This is a genomic window from Arthrobacter sp. RAF14 (assembly GCF_052114185.1).
Taxonomy (GTDB): Bacteria; Actinomycetota; Actinomycetes; order Actinomycetales; family Micrococcaceae; genus Arthrobacter_E.
The window spans coordinates 14,895-37,344 of the sequence record NZ_JBFREG010000009.1 but is presented as its reverse complement, the minus strand read 5'-3'; the positions used below and the strand labels follow the sequence as shown (position 1 = coordinate 37,344).

21 protein-coding genes are annotated in these 22,450 nt (G+C 67.0%); 11 read left to right on the top strand and 10 right to left on the bottom strand.

The genetic code is table 11. The features are described from left to right. Window positions 1-348: 348 nt before the first annotated feature. Window positions 349-1,974 (bottom strand): amidohydrolase, encoded by a 1,626-nt coding sequence (locus AB4Y75_RS15540; protein WP_441436788.1) that lies wholly within the window; start codon window positions 1,972-1,974, stop codon window positions 349-351. A gap of 77 nt (window positions 1,975-2,051) precedes the next feature. Beyond that, the gene (locus AB4Y75_RS15535; protein WP_441436787.1) at window positions 2,052-3,434 is read right to left on the bottom strand and encodes an APC family permease; all 1,383 of its coding nucleotides are present in this window, start codon (window positions 3,432-3,434) and stop codon (window positions 2,052-2,054) included. A gap of 276 nt (window positions 3,435-3,710) precedes the next feature. Between AB4Y75_RS15535 and AB4Y75_RS15530 the strand changes: the two genes are divergently transcribed. Next, window positions 3,711-4,379 (top strand): TetR/AcrR family transcriptional regulator, encoded by a 669-nt coding sequence (locus AB4Y75_RS15530; RefSeq protein WP_441436786.1) that lies wholly within the window; start codon window positions 3,711-3,713, stop codon window positions 4,377-4,379. 27 nt (window positions 4,380-4,406) lie between these two features. Here the strand turns inward: AB4Y75_RS15530 and AB4Y75_RS15525 are convergent, their stop codons facing one another. Next, complete coding sequence (locus AB4Y75_RS15525; protein WP_441436785.1) at window positions 4,407-4,532, bottom strand: hypothetical protein; 126 nt, start codon at window positions 4,530-4,532, stop codon at window positions 4,407-4,409. Window positions 4,533-4,721: 189 nt separating this feature from the next. Between AB4Y75_RS15525 and AB4Y75_RS15520 the strand changes: the two genes are divergently transcribed. Together AB4Y75_RS15520 and AB4Y75_RS15515 are read left to right on the top strand one after the other, a co-directional pair. Further along, a complete protein-coding gene (locus AB4Y75_RS15520; protein ID WP_441436784.1) occupies window positions 4,722-5,453 on the top strand; it encodes a hypothetical protein in 732 nt (243 codons plus the stop codon). Between the two features lie 26 nt (window positions 5,454-5,479). After that, window positions 5,480-5,683, top strand: coding sequence for a hypothetical protein (locus AB4Y75_RS15515; protein ID WP_441436783.1), 204 nt, complete (start codon window positions 5,480-5,482; stop codon window positions 5,681-5,683). A gap of 15 nt (window positions 5,684-5,698) precedes the next feature. Here the strand turns inward: AB4Y75_RS15515 and AB4Y75_RS15510 are convergent, their stop codons facing one another. Next, window positions 5,699-6,034 (bottom strand): hypothetical protein, encoded by a 336-nt coding sequence (locus AB4Y75_RS15510; protein WP_441436782.1) that lies wholly within the window; start codon window positions 6,032-6,034, stop codon window positions 5,699-5,701. 206 nt (window positions 6,035-6,240) lie between these two features. Between AB4Y75_RS15510 and AB4Y75_RS15505 the strand changes: the two genes are divergently transcribed. Beyond that, window positions 6,241-6,978 carry a carbon-nitrogen hydrolase family protein gene (locus AB4Y75_RS15505; protein ID WP_441436781.1) on the top strand — a complete coding sequence of 246 codons (738 nt, stop codon included), beginning with the start codon at window positions 6,241-6,243 and terminating at the stop codon, window positions 6,976-6,978. A 13-nt stretch (window positions 6,979-6,991) separates the two neighbouring features. Here AB4Y75_RS15505 and AB4Y75_RS15500 read toward each other — a convergent pair whose 3' ends face one another. Further along, window positions 6,992-8,314 carry an MFS transporter gene (locus tag AB4Y75_RS15500; RefSeq protein WP_441436780.1) on the bottom strand — a complete coding sequence of 441 codons (1,323 nt, stop codon included), beginning with the start codon at window positions 8,312-8,314 and terminating at the stop codon, window positions 6,992-6,994. Window positions 8,315-8,410: 96 nt separating this feature from the next. Here AB4Y75_RS15500 and AB4Y75_RS15495 point away from each other — a divergent pair, with 96 nt between their 5' ends. The 4 genes from AB4Y75_RS15495 to AB4Y75_RS15480 all read left to right on the top strand — a co-directional run bounded on the left by AB4Y75_RS15495 (window position 8,411) and on the right by AB4Y75_RS15480 (window position 13,087). After that, entirely contained in the window at window positions 8,411-8,725 is a 315-nt protein-coding gene (locus AB4Y75_RS15495) for an ArsR/SmtB family transcription factor (RefSeq protein WP_441436779.1), read from the top strand. 398 nt (window positions 8,726-9,123) lie between these two features. Then, window positions 9,124-10,095, top strand: a complete 972-nt coding sequence (locus AB4Y75_RS15490) for a pyridoxal-phosphate dependent enzyme (protein ID WP_441436778.1) — start codon at window positions 9,124-9,126, stop codon at window positions 10,093-10,095. A 53-nt stretch (window positions 10,096-10,148) separates the two neighbouring features. Further along, a complete protein-coding gene (locus tag AB4Y75_RS15485) occupies window positions 10,149-11,705 on the top strand; it encodes an FAD/NAD(P)-binding protein (protein ID WP_441436777.1) in 1,557 nt (518 codons plus the stop codon). Continuing rightward, a complete protein-coding gene (locus AB4Y75_RS15480) occupies window positions 11,702-13,087 on the top strand; it encodes an alanine racemase (RefSeq protein WP_441436776.1) in 1,386 nt (461 codons plus the stop codon). Before AB4Y75_RS15485 ends, AB4Y75_RS15480 begins: the two co-directional genes overlap by 4 nt. Window positions 13,088-13,114: 27 nt before the next feature. On the opposite strand, the gene AB4Y75_RS15475 is transcribed toward AB4Y75_RS15480, so the two are convergent. Beyond that, entirely contained in the window at window positions 13,115-13,570 is a 456-nt protein-coding gene (locus AB4Y75_RS15475) for a MerR family transcriptional regulator (protein WP_441436775.1), read from the bottom strand. Between the two features lie 54 nt (window positions 13,571-13,624). On the opposite strand from AB4Y75_RS15475, the gene AB4Y75_RS15470 reads away from it, so the two are divergent. The 3 genes from AB4Y75_RS15470 to AB4Y75_RS15460 all read left to right on the top strand — a co-directional run bounded on the left by AB4Y75_RS15470 (window position 13,625) and on the right by AB4Y75_RS15460 (window position 17,368). Next, window positions 13,625-14,593 (top strand): alpha/beta fold hydrolase, encoded by a 969-nt coding sequence (locus AB4Y75_RS15470; protein ID WP_441436774.1) that lies wholly within the window; start codon window positions 13,625-13,627, stop codon window positions 14,591-14,593. A gap of 440 nt (window positions 14,594-15,033) precedes the next feature. Beyond that, window positions 15,034-15,690: a hypothetical protein gene (locus AB4Y75_RS15465; protein WP_441436773.1), complete on the top strand. Its 657-nt coding sequence runs from the start codon at window positions 15,034-15,036 to the stop codon at window positions 15,688-15,690. A 76-nt stretch (window positions 15,691-15,766) separates the two neighbouring features. Next, on the top strand, window positions 15,767-17,368 hold the full coding sequence (locus tag AB4Y75_RS15460) for a LamG-like jellyroll fold domain-containing protein (RefSeq protein ID WP_441436772.1): 1,602 nt from the start codon (window positions 15,767-15,769) through the stop codon (window positions 17,366-17,368). A gap of 35 nt (window positions 17,369-17,403) precedes the next feature. On the opposite strand, the gene xerD is transcribed toward AB4Y75_RS15460, so the two are convergent. From xerD to AB4Y75_RS15440, 4 genes are all read right to left on the bottom strand, one after another. Then, complete coding sequence (gene xerD / locus AB4Y75_RS15455) at window positions 17,404-18,411, bottom strand: site-specific tyrosine recombinase XerD (RefSeq protein ID WP_441436771.1); 1,008 nt, start codon at window positions 18,409-18,411, stop codon at window positions 17,404-17,406. Beyond that, a complete protein-coding gene (locus AB4Y75_RS15450; protein WP_441436770.1) occupies window positions 18,408-19,121 on the bottom strand; it encodes an NUDIX domain-containing protein in 714 nt (237 codons plus the stop codon). The genes xerD and AB4Y75_RS15450 overlap by 4 nt, the downstream gene beginning before the upstream one ends. Before the next feature lie 126 nt (window positions 19,122-19,247). Next, the gene (locus AB4Y75_RS15445) at window positions 19,248-20,603 is read right to left on the bottom strand and encodes an acyltransferase family protein (RefSeq protein WP_441436769.1); all 1,356 of its coding nucleotides are present in this window, start codon (window positions 20,601-20,603) and stop codon (window positions 19,248-19,250) included. 118 nt (window positions 20,604-20,721) lie between these two features. Then, window positions 20,722-22,449, bottom strand: coding sequence for a CTP synthase (locus AB4Y75_RS15440; protein ID WP_441436768.1), 1,728 nt, complete (start codon window positions 22,447-22,449; stop codon window positions 20,722-20,724). Between the last annotated feature and the right edge of the window lies 1 nt (window position 22,450).

Genomic DNA, 22,450 nt, shown 5'->3' with positions numbered 1-22,450 from the left:
ATCCGCGGTATCTGAAAGATCAGACCTCCATCAATTCACCCAGCTCAAAGCACACACCACGATCGACACGGACGAAGAACTCGAATCTACAACTTGGCACCTGATCTACCACTGGTTCGAGTAGCGGCCGCCTAAAGCGCTCGAGGAATCTTTCCGACGTCGTCGCGTTCCGTGCGTCTGAGGCCCATCCACCCGTTCCAGAAGCTGGAAGGACCGCCGACCCGAGTCCTGAGCTGAGGTCGCGTTTCTCCCGGATCTGCCGAATCGAAAAGCAACGTTCCCCTGCAGAAGATCCCGACGGGGCCTATCCGGGGCGCCGTTGATCGCCTCAGCTGGCCAGACGGGTGGTCAGGCTCCGATGAAGGTGGGGGTGCCGTCTTTCCAGGTGTGCAGGATGTCGGTGGTGATGAGCTCGTCCGCTGGAACGGTCACGGGATCTTGTGCCCAGATCGCGAAGTCGGCGCGCGCCCCATGCCCGAGGTGCCCGGTGTCCAATTCACCCTGCGCCAGAGCGGGGGCGCGGGTGAACGCCCGCAGTGTCTCCTCTCCTGTGAGCCGCTGGGCAGGTTCGAAGACTTCGGCGTCGGGGTTCCCGGGGGTGCGACGCAGGCGTGCCCAGGCCATGCCGATGCGGGTGTCGTACTGGGCCACGGGCCAGTCCGAGCCGAAGACCAGGAGGGCGCCTGCGTTCAGGACGTCGCGGGTGCGCCAGGCTCGGTCTTGGCGGGCCGGGTCAAGACGCCGTGACCAGGAGTCCTGGCGGTCCGCGGTGCGCCATTGCATGTGGAGGGGCTGCATGGACGCGGTGATCCCGTGGGTCGCCAGACGGGGCAGGTCGACGTCGGCGAGGCATTCGAGGTGCTCGATCCGGTGTGGTCCGCGGCCGGGGGCAGCGACGCCCGCGGCCGAGTAGGCGTCGATGGCCGCTCCGATGGCTTTGTCTCCGATGGCGTGGGTGGCGATCTGGAATCCGGCATCGCTGTATCGTCGCACCGTCTCCGTGTACTCCCCGGGAGTGGTGTAGAACGAGTTCCCGCCGGCGCCTTCCAGATCGGGTTCGTACAACCAGGCGGTGCCGGTGTCGATCACGCCGTCCAGGAACAGCTTGATGAGGCCACCTTGCCAGTCCCGACCTCTCCGGGCCCCGGTGGTGATGATCGAGGCGAAGTCCTCGGGGGTCATACCAGGGCGGTGGTCTATGCCGACGACCAGTCGGACGGGCAACTCGCCGGTTTCTTCCATGGCCTGCAGGAGGTCGAGCTGGTGGTGGTCGCCGTTCATGATGGTCCCCCCGGTGATGCCCTTGGCGGCCAACGATCCGAGCAGTTCCCGTCCCAGGGTTACCCGTTGCTGCAGGGAACGAGGCGGGAGAGCTTGGTAGATCGGTTCGAACGCTGAGTCCTCTCGGAGTTCCCCGGTCGGTGTTCCCGTCTTGTCCACGACGATCACGGAGGCGTCAGGAAAGTGACGTGTGCCGGTGATTCCGGCGATCTCCAGGGCTTTCCGGCTGGTCAAGACGGTGTGTCCGTCGAACATCGTCAAGCACACAGGAAGGCCGAGGGCGGCCTCGTTGATGAGGTCGGCGTGGAGGGGTTGTCCTTCGAAGGCTGTGTAGTCCAGGTTCCAGCCCTGGAGCCACGGGACGTCGTTGCTGGACTCGGCGATCAGGCGAGTGGCCTCCCGGTGCAAGGCCCGGCGTAGCTGCTCCAGGGTGGTGATCCCACCGAGGTCCAGACTCGCGGCACGGTCCAGGCCCGAGATCGGGTGGATGTGACCGTCGATGAGACCCGGGGTGATGGTTGCTCCCTTCGCGTCAATGAGCCGGGTGCTGCTCCCGCGGAGTTCCTGAAGGTCTCTGGGGTCGGAGGCAAGTGCGATGACACGTCCGCCCTTGATCGCCATGGCTCGTGCGACGGGGGTCCTCGGGTGCATCGTGCGGATCAGCTCGGCGGAGACGATGGTGTCGGCGAACATGGAAAGTCCCTATCTCTAGATGGCGTGATGAAGAAGTCGTTCGGGCACGGGGTGAGTTGCGGGCCGGCTGGTGGTGGTCAGGATGCCCGGGCTGAGATGATGGCTACCGGTTCCTCGGTGAAGTCCAGGGCCTTGGGCCGGCGGCGGAATCCACGGGTCTGGACCAGGAGCAGCAGGACTCCGACTCCGGTCCAGATCAGTCCGGTGGTCAGGGCAGTCGACGTCAGGGAAGTCCAGAGCCAGACTGTCAACGCCAACCCGATCAGAGGTGTGATGCCGTAGGCGACGATCTCCCAGGCGGACCGGCGGCCCGGGCGGAAGAGCTTGGTTTTGATGACGGCGGCATTGACCATGGAGAACGCGGTCAAGGCACCGAAGTTGATCACCGAGATCGCGGTGTCCAGGTCAATGAACAGGGCGATCAGGGACACTGCGGCGACCACGGTCGCAGCCACAACCGGGGTGCGGGACTTGGGGTGCACGTAGGCGAAGACCCCGGGAAGGACCCGATCGCGTCCCATCGCGAAGAGCACTCGTGAGACCGAAGCTTGGGCCGCAGATCCGCCGAAGACCGAGCCGGCGACGTAGACGAACACGAAGAAGCTGGACATGAGCGTTCCTCCGACCATGGTCATCATTTCGATGCCGGCAGCGTCCAGGTTAGTCAGGGTCTTCCAGTCCGGCACGATCAACGATCCCGCCCAGGCGATGAGCATGAACACGCATCCGCCGATCGCCACGGTCGCGATGATCGCACGCGGCACGTCCTTGGTGGGTCGCTTCGCCTCCTCAGACATCGCCGACACCGCGTCGAAGCCTAGGAACGACAGCGCCAGCACGGAAGCGCCGGCCATGATGGGCCCGAAGCCGTGATTGGGGATGAACCCGGCCATGGGGTTCACGCCCGTGGGATGGTTCAGAGAGTAGATGATCGACAGGACCGCGAACGACAGAGCAGTGATCGAGCTGAGAGCCACGGCGATGATGTTCAGCCGCGCGTTGGCCGTGACGCCGATCAGGTTGAGCACCCACACGAACAGCAGAGACGCCAGGGTCCAAGCCCACTGCGGCAGGATCGGCCACTGCTCAGCGGCATAGATCCCTATCAGGAGGAAATTGATCATCGGGATCAGGATGTAGTCAATCAGCATCGCCCAGCCCGTCAGGAACCCGATGTGCGGACCGAAAGCCTCCGTAGCGTAAGAATACGCAGAACCGGCTTTAGGGTTCTCCCGCGCCATCACCGCATAAGCGACCGCCGTGAACAGCATCGCCACCGTTGCGACCAGAAACGCTGCGGGCAGGCGTCCATCCGTGATCTCCACACCCGACCCGTACACGGTGAACGCCGCACCCAACCCCAGATAGGTCAGCCCAAAAATGATCAGCACCGGCAAGGACAGACTGCGCGAGAGGGCCACGCGTCCCAGCTGGCTTTTCCGTTCCGACTTCATCGTCATCCCATTTCCCCGTTCATCGGCCACTACCTCAGCGCCCATACAGTGCCCAGCAGCCCCTCCCCCAACTTCCATGGGGTCTGTCACCACAGCGTTTAATTAATGGCGTTAATTAATTTGGGTTGAGTTTGGCACATGACCTGGAGAGCTGTCCATACTTGGACCATGTCTGCCTCGAAGAAGGATCCCGCAGTCACGGCCAGCGCTCGAACACCGCCCAGGACCATCAGTGGCGACGCGGCGCAAGGAGGCCGAGGCAGGGGGCGTCCGCGAAAAGCAGTGCTCGACCTCGACATGATCGTCAATGCCGCGCTGGAGGTCCTGTCGGAATCAGGTCTTGCCGAGTTCTCCCTCGGACGCATCGCGGCGAAGCTCGGCGTGAAGACCCCTGCGCTCTACAACCACGTCGATTCCAGGGCCGAGCTCATCGCACAGATGCGGAATCGAACCTCCTCCAACATCGACACCGCACCGTTCCTCGAGCTGCCCTGGGATGAGGCACTCGTGCCGTGGGCCTGGTCCTATCGGGCAGCGTTCACCATCGAACCGCATCTGACGGCGCTACTCGCCGTCGCTCCCCTTGGACCGGCGGACCGCTCGGTGATCAACAACGAACGCATGATCGACAGCCTTGACCGCGGAGGATGGCCGCTCGACGAGCAGATCTCCGTCATGGTCGCCTGCGAATCCTTCATCATCGGATCCGCACTGGACTCCCTCGCCGGCCCAGACAACCTCGCACTCCCCCACCACCCCACAGCGACCAATCCAGCGGAGGAAACAGCCCAGCGGCACTTCCCCGCGACACCGAAATACCTTGCAGCACTACAAGCGAGGGACGCTCGGGGAACTGTCGAAAACACCTTGCCGGCCGATACGGCATTCGAACTGGGACTGGAAGTCTTCATCGACGGACTCAGGGCAAGGCTCCAACGGCTCCGCGCCTGACCAGCACCGGCTGCTGGGCCACAACCTCTACACGGCCTGCGCCAGATTCCGCGTAATGGGAGCCTCGAGCACCACCTGGAGCCTGACCCCGAGGAGATTCGCCACTTCGAGCCTTACCGGCGGCGGGCCGCCTCCGAGCGTCTCGATGGCCACCGGCAAAGACTGAACCTGGCTGGTAACCCTGCGGCGCGCAGGCGTAGAGCGCGCACAATTATACCTCTCGATATTGGCAGTTTTGTCAAGTCGTTGCCCTGGCGAACCATCGTCTGATCTGCTTAGTCTGGGAAAAGTCCCGACAGGGGCTGACGTTCACGTACGTAACTTGAGTTGAGAGAATCGCTAGTGAAAAAGAACTGCTTCCCTGCCCTGATCACGCTCGCCGCGTTGGGGCTCTCGGCACTCGCCGGAACTCCTGCCGCACATGCCTACGCCCCACACAAAGGTCTCAAGCAGCCGCAGGCGTCAGAGAGCCAGGAGCACCTCCCGCCCACCGCCGCCTCGTCCGGGGATAAGCAGCTGCGTGTTGATGCGGCGTATCTCACCCCCGGCTCCTTCCAGGAAGCGGCGAGCGCCAACGTCAGGGGCGGCAGCACACAGTCCATGGAATCTGTGGTCTCGGCGCCGTCTTCACAGCCGCCAGACGAGATGAACCAGCTTGCCCAAAACCTGGCAGGATTCCATGACCTGCTCGAAGCGCACCAGGTCGAACACACGCAAGCAGCCAACGGAGACACAACGTACACGCTCGCCCCGGGGATCAGGCTGACCTACCTTCACGGATCAGAGTCCAGACAATCCACGGTCCAGCCCCAGGTCGGTGGCGGAGGGGATCCTTGGCCCTACTTCGAATTTGATTCAAACGAACAGCAGGCCCTCATTTCCGGATCAGCAGCAACCTTGGCCGGAGCGATTTGCGCTATAGCCGGCCCTGAAAGCGCCGGAGTCGGCTGCGCGGTGGGAGGAGGAATCGTGCTGACAATCGTTGGCATCGCAACAGCACACGGAGCCTGCCCGAACAACCAAATCATGCGCGTCTACCCCCTCCTGGGAGTTGCCGGCGTCAGCTGCCACTAACGACACCAAGGAATGAGGTACAGGCGATGAAACGACCCATCAAACCAGGACTGTTCGCAATCATCCTCACACTGCCACTGATCGGGGTCGAAATAGGCTCCCTGATCCGAGATGGCGGCAATCTTGCCCAGCATCTGGCGTTCTACATTGTTCTTGATGCTGCGGTGTTCACCGTGGCGTATTTTCTCTGGAGCAGAGCCCGGACGAGCAAGAACCACCATCGTCCATAGACCATAGGAAGGGCTTCACTTAGCCCGTGGGACGCTACCCCGATAGCTTTCCAAATGCTCTTCCCGGATGAGCACCTGGGTATGACTGTGGAGCACTCCACGCCAGAGTGCCCCACAGTCATCCGCCACATGGAAATCACCGGCACAATCAAGAGCAGCTTCGGACCAACTGAAACAGGTCTCGTCCGTCTCGCGGCAGGGCGTGACTCTGAGCTGCTGCTCCCAGAGCTCACGGTTCACTTCAGTGACGCCGTCGGGGATGGTACAGCCGCGACGGCGGCGGAACTCATCAAGAAGTTCAGCACCCCCGAGGTGGCGGCAAAGAACCTCGTCGAAATATCCGTTGTCCATGCGGAGAGCTACCGCAGCGCCTGGGCGAGACTGGGCAGGCAGCGAGCCTCAAGTTCTCCAGAACGCGATGCACGGCGGGCACCAGGGCGGAGCCGCCCAAGGTCAGGTGGTTGATTCGTCGTAGCCCTTCGTAGGCCTCTCGGCTTCTTGCGTGACGGCGGGCATCGAGTTGGCGTTGCCTCGCCGCATCAGGCAATCTGAGATCCATGATCCGTCCCGAGCTCACTGTCGCCGCCGTTCAGTTCGCCGCGGTCACCGGCGATGTCGCCGCGAACGTGCAGCAGACCCTCAGCAGCGCCCGGACAGCGCTGGAACACGGTGCGCGTCTGATCGTCTTCCCCGAACTGTCGCTGACGGGCTATGACCTGGGGCTCCTCAAGGACAGCGAATACTGGTTCGTCCCTGAAGATGTCCGGCTCGACCTGGTGCGCACACTTGCCGGGAATACCGGCGCCACCATCGTCGTCGGTGCGCCCGTGATTTCTGAAGGTGGGAAGAACATCGCGTCGGTCATGCTCTCCGGCGAAGGACCGGACGTGATCGCACCCAAAACGCATCTGCACGGCGCGGAACCCACCGTCGCCGAACCCGGACAAGGCCCGACAGTGATCGACTGCGGCGGGTGGCGGGTCGCCCTCGCTGTCTGCTACGACACTGCATTCGCCGAACATGCCGCCTCGGCGCGCTCCCAGGGAGCCGACATCTACGCGGCTTCAGTGCTCTACACGGAGGGCGAGGAGGAGGTGCTCGCGGAGCGTATGGCGGATCGCGCACGACACAACGGCCTGTGGTCCATCGCAGCCAACCTCGGCGGATATCCACTGGGGACGCGATCCGCAGGTGGTTCCGGAATCTGGTCCCCCGCTGGTCAGCCGATCGTCGCGGCAACTGGCCGCGACGCCGAACTCGTGATCGGCACGGTCACCTCACCGGCCGATCGCTGAGGATCCGCCCGGATCAGGCGCGGATGTCCTGCCTCACCGGCGGGGCCTGGTCCCGCATGGCGCGGCGGTAGAGGACCTCGAAGCCCACCCCGAGCACGACCACGGCCACCCCGATGCCCCACAGCACCGGGGCCAGCGCCTGCGTGTACACGTCGCCGTGACCCGGCTGCCCGGCCGCGACCTGATCCGCGATCCCCGCTGCGCCCGGCTGGGCACGGACCCCTGAGCTGAGCACCGCCGCGTAGAGCGCGACGAACAGCGCCTCACTCCCGATCCGGAAGAAGTTCAGGAGCCCAGCCGCCGTTCCGCTCCGCTCGGACGGGACGAAGCTCAACGCACTCCCATCGACGATCCCAAGGGGCAAACCGAAGCCGGCGCCGGCCAGGATCATCGGCAGCACGACCCACCACACCGGCACCTCGGGACGCAACGCAAGGAACCCGACCGCCGCGAGCGCGAGGCACACCAACGCCGCAAGACTGACCGCTCCGGCGTCGATCCGTGGATGTCTGGCCATGATCCAGTGGACGACCGGCGGGGCGAGCAGCACCGGAAGAGTCATCACCAGCATCAGCGCTCCCGCGCCCCCGGCCGTGAAGCCGTGGATCGCCTGTAGCGCCGCGGGCAAATAGGTCAGGAACGTCACGAACCCGACGGCACCCGCCACCGGGATCAGAACCATCGCGAGGAAGCCGGGATTGCGCAGCAGCCCTACGTCGAACAGTGGGCCTCCGGCGACCGGCGCCTTCCGGGGCAGCCGTCGGAGCGCGCGGCTGCCCGCCAGCGCTGCGAGGAGCACGACGGTGTGGACGACGAACACGGCACGCCAGCCCAGCAGCCCGATCAGGACACCGGAGAGACTGGGACCGGCTGCCAGTCCCAGTCCGTTGACCATGCCGAACGCAGCGAACGCCTTGGCCCGGGAAGGCCCTTCGTACGCCGAGTGGATCGTGGCGGTCGCTCCGGTGATGACGGCGGCCGATCCGACGCCGGCGAGGACGCGGGCGACGTCGAGCACCAGGAGCGTGGGACTGACCGCACTCAGGATCGACCCGAGGGCCACGGCGAGCACGCCGAGCGAGAACGCCCGCCCGGACCCGATCCGGTCGGCGATCGCACCCCACAGCAGCGTGCTCAGCGCGAACGCGATATTGAACCCGTTCACGATGCCCTGAAGGAGCAGGGGTTCGGCCCCCAGCTCGACCGAGATCGAAGGCAGGCCCACCGCCGTGCCCGCGATGGACAGCGGGATGACGAATTGGGCCAGCAGGATGACGGCAAGGACGGCCCGGCGGGGCGCCGTCGTGGTCGGTTCCGACTCTTCATTCACGGTCATAGAGGTAAGCCTTTGAACGGAGGTACGAGATATTACGAACCTATGATGCACGGCGCCGAAGGTATGATGCAAGTAGAACCTTGAGGAGGCGACAGCATGGCAGACGCAGAGGGACACCCTGAAACCGCAGAGATCGAGCTCGGTCATGTCCTCAGCGCACTCAGCGACCCGCTCCGGCGCCAGGTGATCCATGACCTGCTCCACAGCGAGCCGGGAGTGGAGCGGACGTGCACCAGCTTCGGACTGCCCGTCAGCAAGTCGACCCGCACCCACCACTTCCGGGTGCTTCGCGAAGCCGGGCTGGTCCGGCAGGTCGACCGCGGGAACATGCGCGGCGTCACTCTTCGCCACGAGGACATCGAGGAACGCTTCCCCGGGCTCCTCGGCATCATCGCCCAGGACAACGGCTAGCCGGCGCCGGCGGCCTCCCGAAACGAAATCTAATTCTCCGCACTTCACGTTGCGGTCCGTGCGAACATCACGTCCGCTCAATTTCCCCGTGCTCCGGCCAGTTCCTCATGGTCCGGCCAGCGCGCTGACAGTGGGGGTTATCCGGCATCCGTCAGCGCGATAGGGTCGAATGACCAGGCTTTCCCGATCACCGCCAGGCTTCTCGATCAGGAGCCGGAGAGGGTTTGATGAACAGTCACATCGGACTGCACCAAGACACGACCCCGAAGCATGCTGACTCTGAATTCCCGGCGCGCGAGTGGGGAGCCCGCCTGCGCGGCCCTTTCGAAGGTGACCACCCTGGAGCGTTCCAGGAGCCGTCAACGCGCCCGACGCCGCTGCGGATCCACGATGCGTTCGTGCCCTCCCCCATCACCTCCCTGGACGGACTTTTCGGACCGCAGCAGCAGGTGCGGGTCATGGCGAAGCTGGACCTTCTGCAGGTCTCCGGCAGCACCAAGGAACGCACGGCCGCGTCCCTCCTGGCGGGACTGATGGAGCGGGGCGAGCTGCAGCCCGGTGGCACGGTGGTGGAGTCCACGTCCGGGAACCTCGGCAGTGCCCTGGCACGCCAGTGTGCGCTGCTCGGTGTGCGCATGATCGCCGTCGTCGACGAGTTCGCCAATGTCGCGGCCCTTCAGGCGATGAAGGCCTACGGTGCGCGCGTGGTGCGCGTTCCCACTCCCGAGGACGGGAATCGCCTGCGCGCCCGCGTTCTGAAGGTCGCCGAGCTGCTGGAGGAGATCCCCGGAGCGGTGACCACCAATCAGTACGGGAATCCCGACAACGCGCGGGCCCACGATCTGACCACCATGCCCGAGTTCGTCTCCGCGCTGGGCGCGCCACCGGACCGGATGTACGTGGCCGTGAGCACCACCGGCACACTGCTCGGGTGCCAGAACGCGATCGAACGGGCCGGCTGGCCGACGGTCCTGGTGGCAGTCGACGCCGCGGGATCCGTGCTGTTCGACGGCGAGCGCGGTGAGCGCCGCCTGCCCGGCCTGGGCGCGGGGTTCGTCACCGAGCTGTCCAGGCACACCCGACCGGGAGCGGTGCGCCGGATCACCGAAGCGGACATGGTGAGGGGATGCCGGATGCTGGCCCGCCGCGAGGGCATCCTCTCGGGGGCGTCGACGGGAGCGATCGTCGCCGCCATCGGCCAGGACCTCGACGCGATGGAGGCCGGCACCACGGTGGGCATGCTGGTCCACGACGGAGGCCTGCCGTACCTGCCCACGGTGTACGACGACGATTGGGTGTCCGCGAACATCGGCGACGTCGATGCTCTGGACACGTCACTGGACCTGGCGAACCCCTTCACCGCTCGATGACGGTTGCTCCCCCTCTTCCTCTTCACGAAGCGCAGTGGTGCGACATTCTTCTCGTGGGAGCCGGGCCCAGGGCCATGGCGGCGCTGGCGGACCTGGACACGCGGCTGGCCGGCCTCGGCTCGCCCGCGCCGCGCCTCCGCGTCACCCTGTGCGATCCTGCCGCGCCCGGGCCGGGTGCGGTCTGGGATCCGGAGCAGCCTGCGCACCTGCGGATGAATGTCGACGCGCGGATCGTCGACCTGAGCTGCCCGTCGGTGCCCGACTCGTACCGGGCGTGGGAACAACGCCTGAGGCCCGGGACCGCCGGTGAGACCTTCCCGCCCCGTGCCTCCGTCGGGCGGTACCTGGCCTGGGCGTACGAACGGCTCCGTTCGTCTCCACGGCTGGACCTGCGGCACTGCGAAGGCCGCGTCACGGAGGTCACGCGCCGGGGCGACTACTGGCTCATCACCGCCGCCGCACCGGAGGGAAGCAGCGTTCACCGCGCGCCCGTCGTGCTCCTCTGCACCGGGCACGCGGACTCCGGCGGTCCGGATCATCGGCGGATCGCCGCCGGGGTCGGCGCCGATGCGTCCGCCCCGCTGACGGTGACCGGCGCCGCGCTGACGGCCATCGACGTCGTCCTCGACCTCACCGAAGGCCGCGGCGGAGAATGGAGCCTCACGCCGGCCCACGAACCGGAGTACGTTGCGTCCGGACGTGAGCCCCGGCTCATCACGCTGAATTCCCGGACCGAGGAGATGATGCTTCCGAAGCCGGCCACCGACCAGAGCCGGGTGATCGACGCCGTGCACCAGATCACCTCCGCTCTTCCCACGGCGGGGGAAGCCGACGACGCCTGGTGGATGACCCTCGCCGAGGGCGCGGTCGCCGCAGCACGGACCGCGGGAGTCGGGCTCGACCGCTCCGAACTGATGCACCACCTCGACCACGGATCCGTGACGGACCCCGCGGAGGAGCAATGGGCGCGGGGCCTGGCACGGGCGCACGGACAGCTCGACGGCGACCTCGCCTGGTGGTGGGGCCGTGCCTGGTCCGGAGCGTACCGGGACGTCGTCCGTTCCTTGGAGCGCGGCGAGCGCACGCCGGAGCTGTGGTCGCGATGGCGCCGGCGGGCCGCACGCCTGGAGAAGTGGGCGTTCGGCCCTCCCCCGGCCACCGTGGCGAAGCTGCTCGCCTTGCACCGTGCCGGCCTTCTGCGCGTCCGCATGACGCCGGCCGGATCGGAGACCCCGGCCACTGCGATCAGCGCGGTGACCGCGGGCCCCGGCATCCTCACGCTCCCCGCCGGATCGATCGAACCGCACGTCACCCACGACGAGCTCTGGGCCTCCTTGCTGGCCCGTGGCGAGGTCTCCGTCCGTCCGGGCGAACGGGGCGTCTTCACGCGCTCCGACGGCGTATGCGTGACGCTCACGGGACGCCCGTCGGTGGGACTGGCGGTCCTCGGCCGGCCCACGGAGGATCCTGTGATCGGCCACGACACGCTCAACCGCGCGCTCCACGAGGACAGCGGGCGCTGGGCCCAGGCGGTGGCAGACTGGACCACCGGCGGGTGGACCCCCGTAGCCACACTCCCCTTCCCCGACCATGAACGGAATTCACGATGACCACCTTGTGCCATGGCCGGCCACCGTTGACGGGGCGGACCGAGCCCTGGATGGAGGATCTGCTCGCGGACCCCGGGACGTGCGCGGCTCTGCTGGCCGAGCACGGCTCGCCGCTCAATCTGCTCGACTTCGGGCCGCTGCGCGCCAACATCGACGAGCTCTCTCAGGCGGGCGCGGCCCTCGGCGTCGACGTCGAGGTGTTCGTCGCCCGGAAGGCGAACAAGGCACTGTCCCTCATCCCCGCCGCCGTCGACGCGGGGGCCGGCCTCGACGTCGCATCCTATGCCGAGCTTCACCAGTGCCTCGAACGGGCCGTCGACCCCGACCGCATCATCGTCACCGCCGCAGTGAAGGACAAGGCTCTGCTGACGCTGGCCATCACCTCGGGCGTCATCCTCAGTCTCGATAATGTCGACGAGGTGGCCGATGTCCAGGCGATCGCGGCCGCTCAGGGCCGACGCGCCCGTGTGGCGCTGCGCCTGGCCGTGAGCCACCCGCAGGTCCCCGCCACCCGGTTCGGGCTCACCGCGCGGGCCTGGGCGGAGCAACTGGACGGATTCGGTGCGCTGCTGAGCATCGAAGGCCTTCACTTCCATCTCAACGGGTACGACCGGGACCATCGGGTGCTCGCGCTCGGTGAAGCGTGCTCGTTCGTCGACCGGCTCCGGGAGGCGGGGCATCCCGTCGGGTTCATCGACATGGGAGGCGGGATCCCCATGAGCTACCTCGAGGACGAGGCTTCCTGGCGGGCCTTCTGGAAGGCCCTCGCCGCGGACCCGGACGGCGCGATGACGTGGCGAGGCGACCGTCTCGGCCTCATCGATCCGGCGCTGGACCGCCCATCCAACGCCCTGTACCCGTACTGGCAGGAGGAGACCCGCGGGAACTGGCTGACCGCGCTGCTGACCACCCCGGTCGACGGCGGCACTCCGGCGGAGCTGCTGACGTCGCGGGCGCTCCGGCTGCGCTGCGAGCCGGGCCGTTCCGTCCTGGACGGGTGCGGCATGACTCTCGCGGAGGTCGTCTTCCGGAAGACCACGAGCGACGGCGTGCCGCTCGTCGGCTTGCAGATGAACAGGACCCAGATGCGCTCGACGTCGGCCGATGTCCTGATCGACCCCCGCTGGCTCCGTCCGGCCTCGGCAGCTGTCCCCTCCGACCCCTGCGAAGCCTTCCTGGTCGGCGCGTACTGCATCGAAGAGGAGCTCATCCTCCGGCGGCGTCTGAGTTTCCCCGAGGGCGTGGCGCGGGGCGACATCGCCGCATTCGTCAACACCGGCGGCTACCTCATGCACATTCTCGAGAGCCCCTCGCACCAGCTGCCGCTGGCGGAGAACCTCGTGCATCAGGACGGCGGATGGATCCTCGACGGCGACGCTTGACGCCGCGGGCGGACCCGTCGGCATGGGTCAGTGATCGCGGACCTCGTGGGCGCCGCTTTCCGTTCCGCGGCCGGACGGAGTTTGCGGGATCCGGCGAATCCCGCTCCTCCCGGCCGACAGGCTTTCGGCAAACCGCGAACAGGACTCACATCTGGTGAGCAGGTCATGCTCACACGCGACGACGTGCTCCAGAAAGCGTTCCGTGGCCTCCAGCTGGACCCGCTGCCGCCGGATGAGCTCGAGATGCCGTTCGATCGCGCCGAGCCTCTCCGGTTCCCGGCGATGCAGCACCTTCCGGATGTCGGCCAGGCTCATGCCGGCCTCCTGACACGCCTGGAGCACCCGTAACCGGTGGAGGTGTTCCTCGCCGTACTCGCGCTGTCCGGACGGGGCCCGGTCCGGGACCACCGCGCCGACGTCGTCCCAATGCCTGAGCACATGCACTTCCACGCCGAGCAGGCGGGCCACTTCCCCGATCCTCATAAGGGGATTGTCCCATCTTGACCTCAGGTCGACCTGAGGTTTTAGCCTCAAGACATGACGACGGAACTGCAGCTGCCGGAACCGCTCCACGTGCGACTGGACGGCGCGGACATCGCCACCTATGTGTGGGGGCCGCCCGAAGGCCGGGAATGCCTGGGAGACGTGGTGTTCTGCCACGGCACGCCCTGGTCCGCGCTCGTCTGGTCGGGGCTCGCCACACATCTCGGCAGCGCCTATCGGGTGCACCTCTGGGACCTGCCCGGATACGGCCGGTCCACCCAGGATCCGTCGGTGCCGGTCGACCTGGAGTCACAGATGTCGCGGTTCGCGCGATTGCTCAGGCATTGGGGGCTGGACAGGCCCCACGTCCTCGCTCACGACATCGGCGGAGCGGTCGCACTGGGCGCACACCTTTCCCACGGCAGCGAGTTCGCGAGCCTGTGTCTCTGGGACATCGTCACACTCGACCCCTGGGGCTCGCCGTTCTTCCGCCTCGTGGCGGACCATGCCGAGGTCTTCGAGGAGCTCCCTCCCGCTCTTCACGCGGCACTCGTCAAGGAGTACATCGCCGGCGCGGCGTACGCTCCCCTGTCTGCCGGGACGCTGGACGCTTTGAGCCGTCCCTGGCTCGGGACCCGGGGCCAACGGGCGTTCTACCGGCAGATCGCGTCGCTTCGTCCTGAGCACACCCGGCCCGTCGCGGACCGCCTGAGCGAAGTCCGCTGCGCCGTACATCTCGGCTGGGGCGAACGGGATCCCTGGATACCGGTCGAGCAGGCGGCACGGCTGAAAGAGTCGCTGCCCGGGACGGTGACGCTCCTCACCCTGCCCGACGTCGGTCATCTCGCCCCTGTCGAGGCTCCGTCGCTCGTGACTGGCGCCGTGAGTGCCTGGCTCGGACTCGGCATACCGGCCGATACCCTGGGACGATCACTTCGATCCCCCGAATGCCTGGAAACATCAGACGGGCGATCCGGACCGATGACCGGGTGCCCGCCGATCAATCACCGCCTTCGACGGTGATAACCCGTTCACGGTGATGACGGGAATTGCTGCGCCGTCACGTCGAGCAATGCCGAAGACCTCCGGATCAATCCTCGCGAGTCTTCGATTCCATGATCCGAGGAAAGGCCCGGGCAGGAGCCCGGCACCGCCTGTTTCCCCAGGACACCGCGGGTTTCTCCCGGATGGGATGACAGAAACAGCCAGGTTCACCTTGCGCCGTCGGCCCGGGAACGAAGAAATCGGATATTTCAGAAATTTCGGTATTCCAAGTACGTATGCGGGACCTTCTCGGCCCGAGGTTAGGCGACCTTTGATAATTGGCAGAAATAGCTGGCCTGCCCCTATAGTTCACACGAGTATTGTGAGAACTTTTGCCGCGCTTCGTGACGTTACCGCCGTGAGCGCCGCGGGTTCATTGAAGGGCCGCACGGAATGCCGCCCGTTTCTTGGAGGAAATCTTGAAGTCTGATTCGATCACCCCTGCCCGCAAGGGGCGCCTGCGCCGTCATCTGCCGATCGTGATCGCCGGCGCCGTCGGCTCGGTGGCGCTGGCACTCAGCATGTCCCCGACCCTGGCCGCCTTCACCGCCTCGATCACCAACAGCACCGACACGGCCGGCCTCGGCAGCCTGTCGATGCAGGAGGCGAACCAGGCCGGGACGATTCTGTGCAACAGCACGGACGGCGGTTCGATCTCCACGAACACGGCGACGTGCGCGACCATCAACAAGTACGGCGGAAACCTCGCGATGGTGCCCGGACAGACCGTCTCGACGCAGATCACCATCAAGAACACCGGCACCGTCCCGGCGTCGGCCTTCAACCTGAGCCCGGCCGCCTGCGCCCAGAGCAACAACGGCCCCGTCAACGGCACCGCGACCGATCTCTGCTCCAAGGTGACCGTCGTGGTGACCTCCGGATCCAGCACGATCTACAGCGGCACGCTGGCCGCCTTCAATGCTCCGGTGGACATCCTGGCCAAGACGGCGGCCGCCTCGGTTCCGGCCGGCAGCACCGTGCCGTTCACGTTCGCCGTGACGGTTCCCGCCGCCACGGGGAACACCTACTCGGGACTGCAGCTGAGCCAGCCGCTGACCTGGACGTTCTCCTCCTGAGGTCCGTCCCTTGAGCGTTTTGGTTCCCAGACGCCCGGCTCTCGCCCTCTGGGGGGCGGGGGCCGGGATTCTTTTGGTGCTCGGCGTCGCAATGTTCCTCCTGAGCGGGTACCGCGTCTTCGCGGTCACCACGCCCAGCATGGGGACCACGCTTCCGGTCGGTTCGCTGGTGGTGGTTCACCCCCAGCCCGCCTACGACGTCGGGGAGATCGCGACGTTCCGCGTGGACAGCCGCGTGTACACGCACCGGATCATCGCCGAGACGCCGCAGCGCTTGACCACCAAAGGTGATCTGAACGGGGCGGTCGACGGCTGGCGCGTGCCCACCACGGACGTCGTCGGCTCCGTGGTCTGGAGCGCTCGTGGTCTCGGCTGGGCCGTGCGGGCCCTTCCGTGGCTGCTCGGCGGCGGCCTGATCGTCGAGGTACTCGCCCGCTCACGCCGGGACAACCCGGTCTGGAAGCAGAGCGTGCGGCTCGGCGGCGGCTCGCTCGTGGTCGCGGCAATCTCCTTGTGGCTCCGTCCGTGGACCAATATGCAGCTGCTCGGCTACCGCCCGGCCGACTCCCGTGACGGCGTGCTGATGCACGTCGTCAACACCGGGCTCTTCCCCATGAGCGCCGGATCCCGGAGACTGAGCAGCGGTCAGGACGCCGTCACCCAGGTGACCACCACCAACGCGTCCGGCCACTACGTGATCAATCCCCTGCCGGCCCTGGAATGGTGGCAGCAGGTGCTGGTGTTCGGGGTCTGTCTCGTCCCGCTCGTCGTCGCCCTGCTGATACGCCCAGCGGCCGCCGGCGCCCCCGCACCGGCGAAGAACAGGCGTGGGGCGCTGCCGATCATCCTGATCGCCGCGTCGGCCGCGATCGCCGTCGCTCTCCTGAATGCGATGAGCACCCACGGAGCCTTCGGGGCGAGCGTGCGGAACAGCGCCGACGTCGCGGGAACCCGGACCTTCTTCACCTGCAAACAGGCGGAGGCGAACCTGGGTGCCGCGTCCACCTACGGCGCCTACGCTCTCGCCGCGGGAACGGCACGGAACGAGACGGACTTCTCCGGCAGCGGCCGAACCGGGAACTATCTGACGACGCCCACGACGACGGCGTCAACCGGATGCGCGCGCGACACCCCTGCCGTCTCGGTGTCCTTCCCCGGAAACCAGTGTCTCTCCCTCCCCGGCCTCAATGCCGGTCCGAACACCTTCTCCCTGGAGGCCTGGTTCCGGACGACCACCACGAGCAACGGCAAGATCATCGGCTTCGGCACCGCCGCCAACAGCAGCGCCGACGCCAACAACGACCGCCATCTCTACCTGGACAGCGCCGGAAGAATCGTCTTCGGTGTGTACCCGAACGCCGTGAGGACGCTCTCGACGGCCGCCGGGAAGAGCTACGCCGACGGCGCGTGGCACCACACCGTGGCGGTACTCTCGTCGTCGGGCATGCGGCTGTACGTGGACGGAGCACTCGTCGGGTCCAACACGGCGGTCACCACCGGGGAACCCTACTCGGGGTACTGGAAGATCGGATGCGGCACCCTCGCGGGGTGGGCCAACGGGGACGGGACGGGCTACAACGGACCGTCCTATTTCACGGGCTCGATCCAGTACGCGGCCGTCTACACCACGGCGCTGACCGCCGCCCAGGTCACCAGCCACTACGACGCCGGCAAATAGCCTGCGGCCTCCGGACGGAACCTGGCCACAGAGGGTCAGCCGAGCGCCCGAGGATGGGCCGCGGCATACACCTCGCGCAAGGTGTCGGCGGTGACCAGCGTGTAGATCTGCGTGGTGGTCACGGAGGCGTGCCCCAGCAGTTCCTGGACCACCCGCACATCGGCGCCGCCTTCCAGCAAGTGGGTGGCGAACGAATGGCGCAGAGTGTGCGGCGAGATGTCCCGTTCGATCCCGGCCCGCTCCCCTGCGGCCTTCAGGATCGCCCAGGCGCTCTGCCTGCTGATGCGGCTTCCCCGCACGTTCAAGAACAGAGCGGGAGTCCCCTTGCCCTTGGCCGCGAGCGTCGGCCGGCCGCGCACCAGATACGCCTCCAGGGCCCGCGCCGCATAACTGCCCAGAGGCACGACCCGTTCCTTCGATCCCTTGCCGAAGAGCCGCACCAGCGCCGGCCCGTCGGAGTCCTCACCTGCGAGCGCCAGGTCGTCCACGTCCAGACCCACTGCTTCGCTGATCCGCGCGCCGGTGGAGTAGAGGAACTCCAGCAGCGCGGCATCGCGCAGACCGGCCGGGGTGTCGGTCACCGCGGCTTCCAGGATCCGCTCGACCTCGGAGAACGGGATCGCCTTGGGCAGGCGCTTGCCGGGCATCGGCGGGCGGACCTCGTGGGCGGGATCGTTCACGGTGATCCCCTCCAGAGCCCAGAACTTGTGCAGCCCCCGGACCGCGACGATGGTCCGCGCCGCCGACCGGACGCCGAGCGCCGTGCCGCCGTCCGCGCCGTCGTGCAGCGCCTGGGCGAAGGCGCTCACATGGCGTCGCTCCACGTCATGCGGTCCGGCAAGACCTTCTGAGGCCAGGAAACGGGCGTAGCGGTTGAGGTCACGCTCGTAGGACTGCAGCGTGTTGCGGGCCAGGCCCCGTTCGACGGAGAGATGCTGAAGATACTGCCGGATGCCGCGTTCGACGGCGCTCGGCGGCGCAGCGGGCTCCGCGGCCGGAGCGGTGCTCTCCGCCGCGTCGGGGCCGGCGCTCGGGGCGCTCACCGGAAGTGGGGATGCGCGGTCCAGGACGCCTCGGCGGGACGGAGCCCGGCACCGCGCAGCGCCTCACCGGTCAGCCTCCCACCGCTCCGGGCCACTGCGGCTTGCAGCGCAAGGACGCCCACCACCGTGGAGACGTTGTGGATGTCCCCCGCCAGGATCGCGGAGACGACCTCGTCCAGCGGAACCCAGGCGTATTCGAACTCGGACTCCTCATCCGTGCGCACGTGGCGTTCGTCCTCGGGAACGGCGCTCAGGCCCGTCGCGACGAAGACCCGGAGCGCCTCCGAGGAGCCTCCCGGGGAATTGAAGAAGTCCACCAGAACATGCCACTCGGCGGCGCGGAGGTCCGCCTCCTCGGCCAGTTCGCGGGCGGCGGCATCGAGCGGCGACTCACCCTGCACGTCCAGCAGCCCGGCCGGAACCTCCCACAGGTCCATGCCCACCGGGTGGCGGTACTGCTTCAGGAGCAGGATCCGCCCCTTCTCATCGATGGGGATGATCGCCACGGCGCCCGTGTGGTCCACGTAGTCGCGCACCATGGTGGGGCCGCCGTCCGTAAGGGAGAAGGTGTCCGAGACGACGTCCCAGATCCGGCCGGAGAACACGGTCTTCCGGCCCTCCAGAGGCCGTGCGTGGACGGCATCGGCCAGCGTGCCACCGGCGTTCCCCTCGAGGTGTCCGTGCTGCTCGGCGCCGGGTGCCTGGGTCATGGTTCTCCTTCGTTCACCGGAGGTGCGCGACCGGCGCACCACCACTATCGACAATAGCCGCGCCCACGCCCCGGTGCCGCCATTGAGAACTGGGGAGTCCTGAACCGGGTGGCCGGCTTGGTGGGCTCAGGCCGCGAGATGGCCCGCCGTCGTCGAACGCTCAGTGGTCGCACTCCCCCGCGGCACGATGAGGAGGAGCGAGGCCGCGGTGCACAGCACCGCGCCGATGGCCAGCGGCAGGTCCAGCCCGTAGGCCGAGATGCCGATGGACGGCAGGACGAACAGCACGACGGCGACGACGGTCGCGACCGGGCTGACCCGGGTTCCCGCCGGTTCAGGCATCGGCTTCTCCAGCCGCGCCGTCCACAGTGAGATGACCCAGACCAGCGCGAAGACCGCGACCATCAGGATCGGGCGGGTCAGCCACCAGACGGCGGATCCCGGAGCGGGCATGGGAAGCGGCAGGAGAAGCTGGATACCGGTGAGGACGACGATGGCCGTGACGTGCCACAGATAGATCGTCATGAGCCGGGATCCCGCGGCGAATACCACGGCCTGCATCCAGCCCAGCCGCATGAGGGCGGTCAACGGTCGGCGCAGGAGGGTGAACAAGGCCGCCTGGATGGGGGCGAGGATGGCGATCGGCGTGGTGGGCGGCCATTGATTGCTCAGCATGCTGGTGGAGTAGGAGCCGAAGCCCACCAAGGCGCCGATGGCCAGGAAACCGAGAGCGATCACGCCCAGCAGCTGCCACCAGGCCAGCCGCGAGAACCAGCCGTCCTTCAGACAGAAGCCGATCTGCTGGGCGAAGAGCCAGACGAACGCCACATTGGGGATGCCGAAGAGCTCATCCCCGGTGCCGTAGCCGTTCAGGTCGATCTTGCCCAGGCCCAGGAACCAGATGCCGACCACCAGACGGATGACATCCACCACCAGCGCCGCCGCGAGGAGCAGTGCCAGCGTGAGCCAGGGCGCACGTTCATGCCACCGGATCATCCACGGCGCCAGGGACTGCACCAGAAGATAGGCGCCCAGGAACCACAGGACGGAACCGACGGGGACCTCGACCGCGCTCACCAGCGCCGGGTCCAGACCGATCACCTTGACCACCAGGAGCGCCGCGGCCAGGAAGCAGTAGAGCGGCATCGCCGGGCGGGCCAGCCGGGCCAGCCGCGAGCGGACGAAACGGCCCGGACTCTCGCCCCGGGCCTGCGCCGATTCCCAGCCTGTCCGGGCGGCGAACCCTCCCACCACGAAGAACAGAGGCATGATCTCCGCGACCCAGGAGACCGGCGCCACCCAGCGGGAGCCCGTCACCGGACTGTCGATGAGGGGCGAACCATCAGGATTGCGCCCCACGCCCACCAGGACGAGATGCACGAAGACGACCACCAGGACACAGGCCACGCGGGCGAGGTCGAGGGTGAGGTCACGCCCGGCTGGAATCACGGGCCGGGCTGCTGGGACTGAAGACTGACTCATGGGCCATAGCCTAATAGTCCAGTCGTTGGATTAACAAGTGCCGGAGAAGTGTTGATCACAAAAAGGGCGGGGGCCCGGTCCTTCGACCGAGCCCCCGCCCTTCGTGCGGAAGCCGTGATTACTTGGCTGCGGTCTCCAGAGCACCGGAGTGGACCAGCGCGGCCTGCACCAGACCCGCGAAGAGCGGGTGCGGACGCGTCGGGCGCGAGCTCAGTTCCGGGTGGGCCTGAGTGGCCACGTAGTACGGGTGGACGTCACGCGGCAGCTCGACGAACTCCACGAGCTTGCCGTCCGGGGACGTGCCGGAGAACACCAGGCCGGCCTCGGCGATCTGAGGACGGAACTTGTTGTTCACCTCGTACCGGTGGCGGTGACGCTCCCCCACCTCGGTGGCGCCGTAGGTCTCCGCGACCACGGATCCCTCGGCCAGCACGGCCGGGTACAGGCCCAGGCGCATGGTGCCGCCCAGATCGCCCTTGCCGTCCACGATGTCGACCTGCTCTTCCATCGTGGCGATGACCGGGTACTTGGAGTCCGGCTCGAACTCCGAGGAGGATGCGCCTTCCAGTCCGACGACGTTGCGGGCGTACTCGATGACCATGCACTGCAGGCCGAGGCACAGGCCCAGGGCCGGCAGGCCGGACTCACGGGCGAACTTGAGCGCGCCGAGCTTGCCCTCCAGGCCGCGGATGCCGAAGCCACCCGGGACGCAGATGGCGTCCACGCCGGCCAGGGCCGCCTTGGCGCCGGCCTCGGTCTCGCAGGTGTCCGAGGGGACCCAGCGGATCTTGACCTTGGCGTTGTTCGCGAAGCCGCCGGCACGCAGGGCCTCGGTCACGGACAGGTAGGCGTCCGGCAGGTCGATGTACTTGCCGACCAGGGCGACCTCGACCTCGTGACGCGGGTTGTGGACCGCTTCGAGCAGGGTGTCCCACTTGCTCCAGTCGACGTCCTTGAACGGGAGGTCCAGGGCACGCACGATGTAGGAGTCCAGGCCCTGGGCGTGCAGGGTCTTCGGGATGTCGTAGATGCTCGGGGCGTCCGCGGCGTTGATGACGGCGTCGCTGTCCACGTCACACATGCGGCCGATCTTCTCGCGCATGGCCATGGGGACCTCGCGGTCGGAACGGATCACGATCGCCTCGGGCTGGATGCCGATGGAACGCAGGGCCGCCACGGAGTGCTGCGTCGGCTTGGTCTTCAGCTCCTGGGAGGGGCCGATGTACGGGACCAGGGAGACGTGCAGGAAGAACACGTTGCCGCGCCCCACGTCCTGCCGGACCTGGCGCGCCGCCTCGAGGAACGGCTGGGATTCGATGTCGCCGACCGTGCCGCCGATCTCGGTGATGATGACATCGGGAACCTCGTGCCCGGCCTTCGGCTCGGCGGGCAGGCGCATACGGCGCTTGATCTCGTCCGTGATGTGAGGGATGACCTGGACCGTGTCACCGAGGTACTCGCCGCGGCGTTCCTTGGCGATGACGGTGGAGTACACCTGACCGGTGGTCACGTTGGCGGATCCGTCCAGATTCTCATCCAGGAAGCGCTCGTAGTGTCCGATGTCCAGATCGGTCTCGGCGCCATCATCCGTGACGAAGACCTCGCCGTGCTGGAACGGATTCATCGTTCCAGGATCGACGTTCAGATAAGGATCGAGCTTCTGCATGGTGACCGAAAGGCCACGAGCCCGAAGAAGATGGCCAAGACTTGAAGCAGTCAGGCCCTTGCCGAGGGAGGAGGCCACGCCGCCGGTCACGAAGATCTGTTTGGTGACCTTGCCGGAGTCCTGGAAGCGGGAATTTACACGGGAATTGGATCGCTGCACCACGGAGTTCAAGCCTATCACC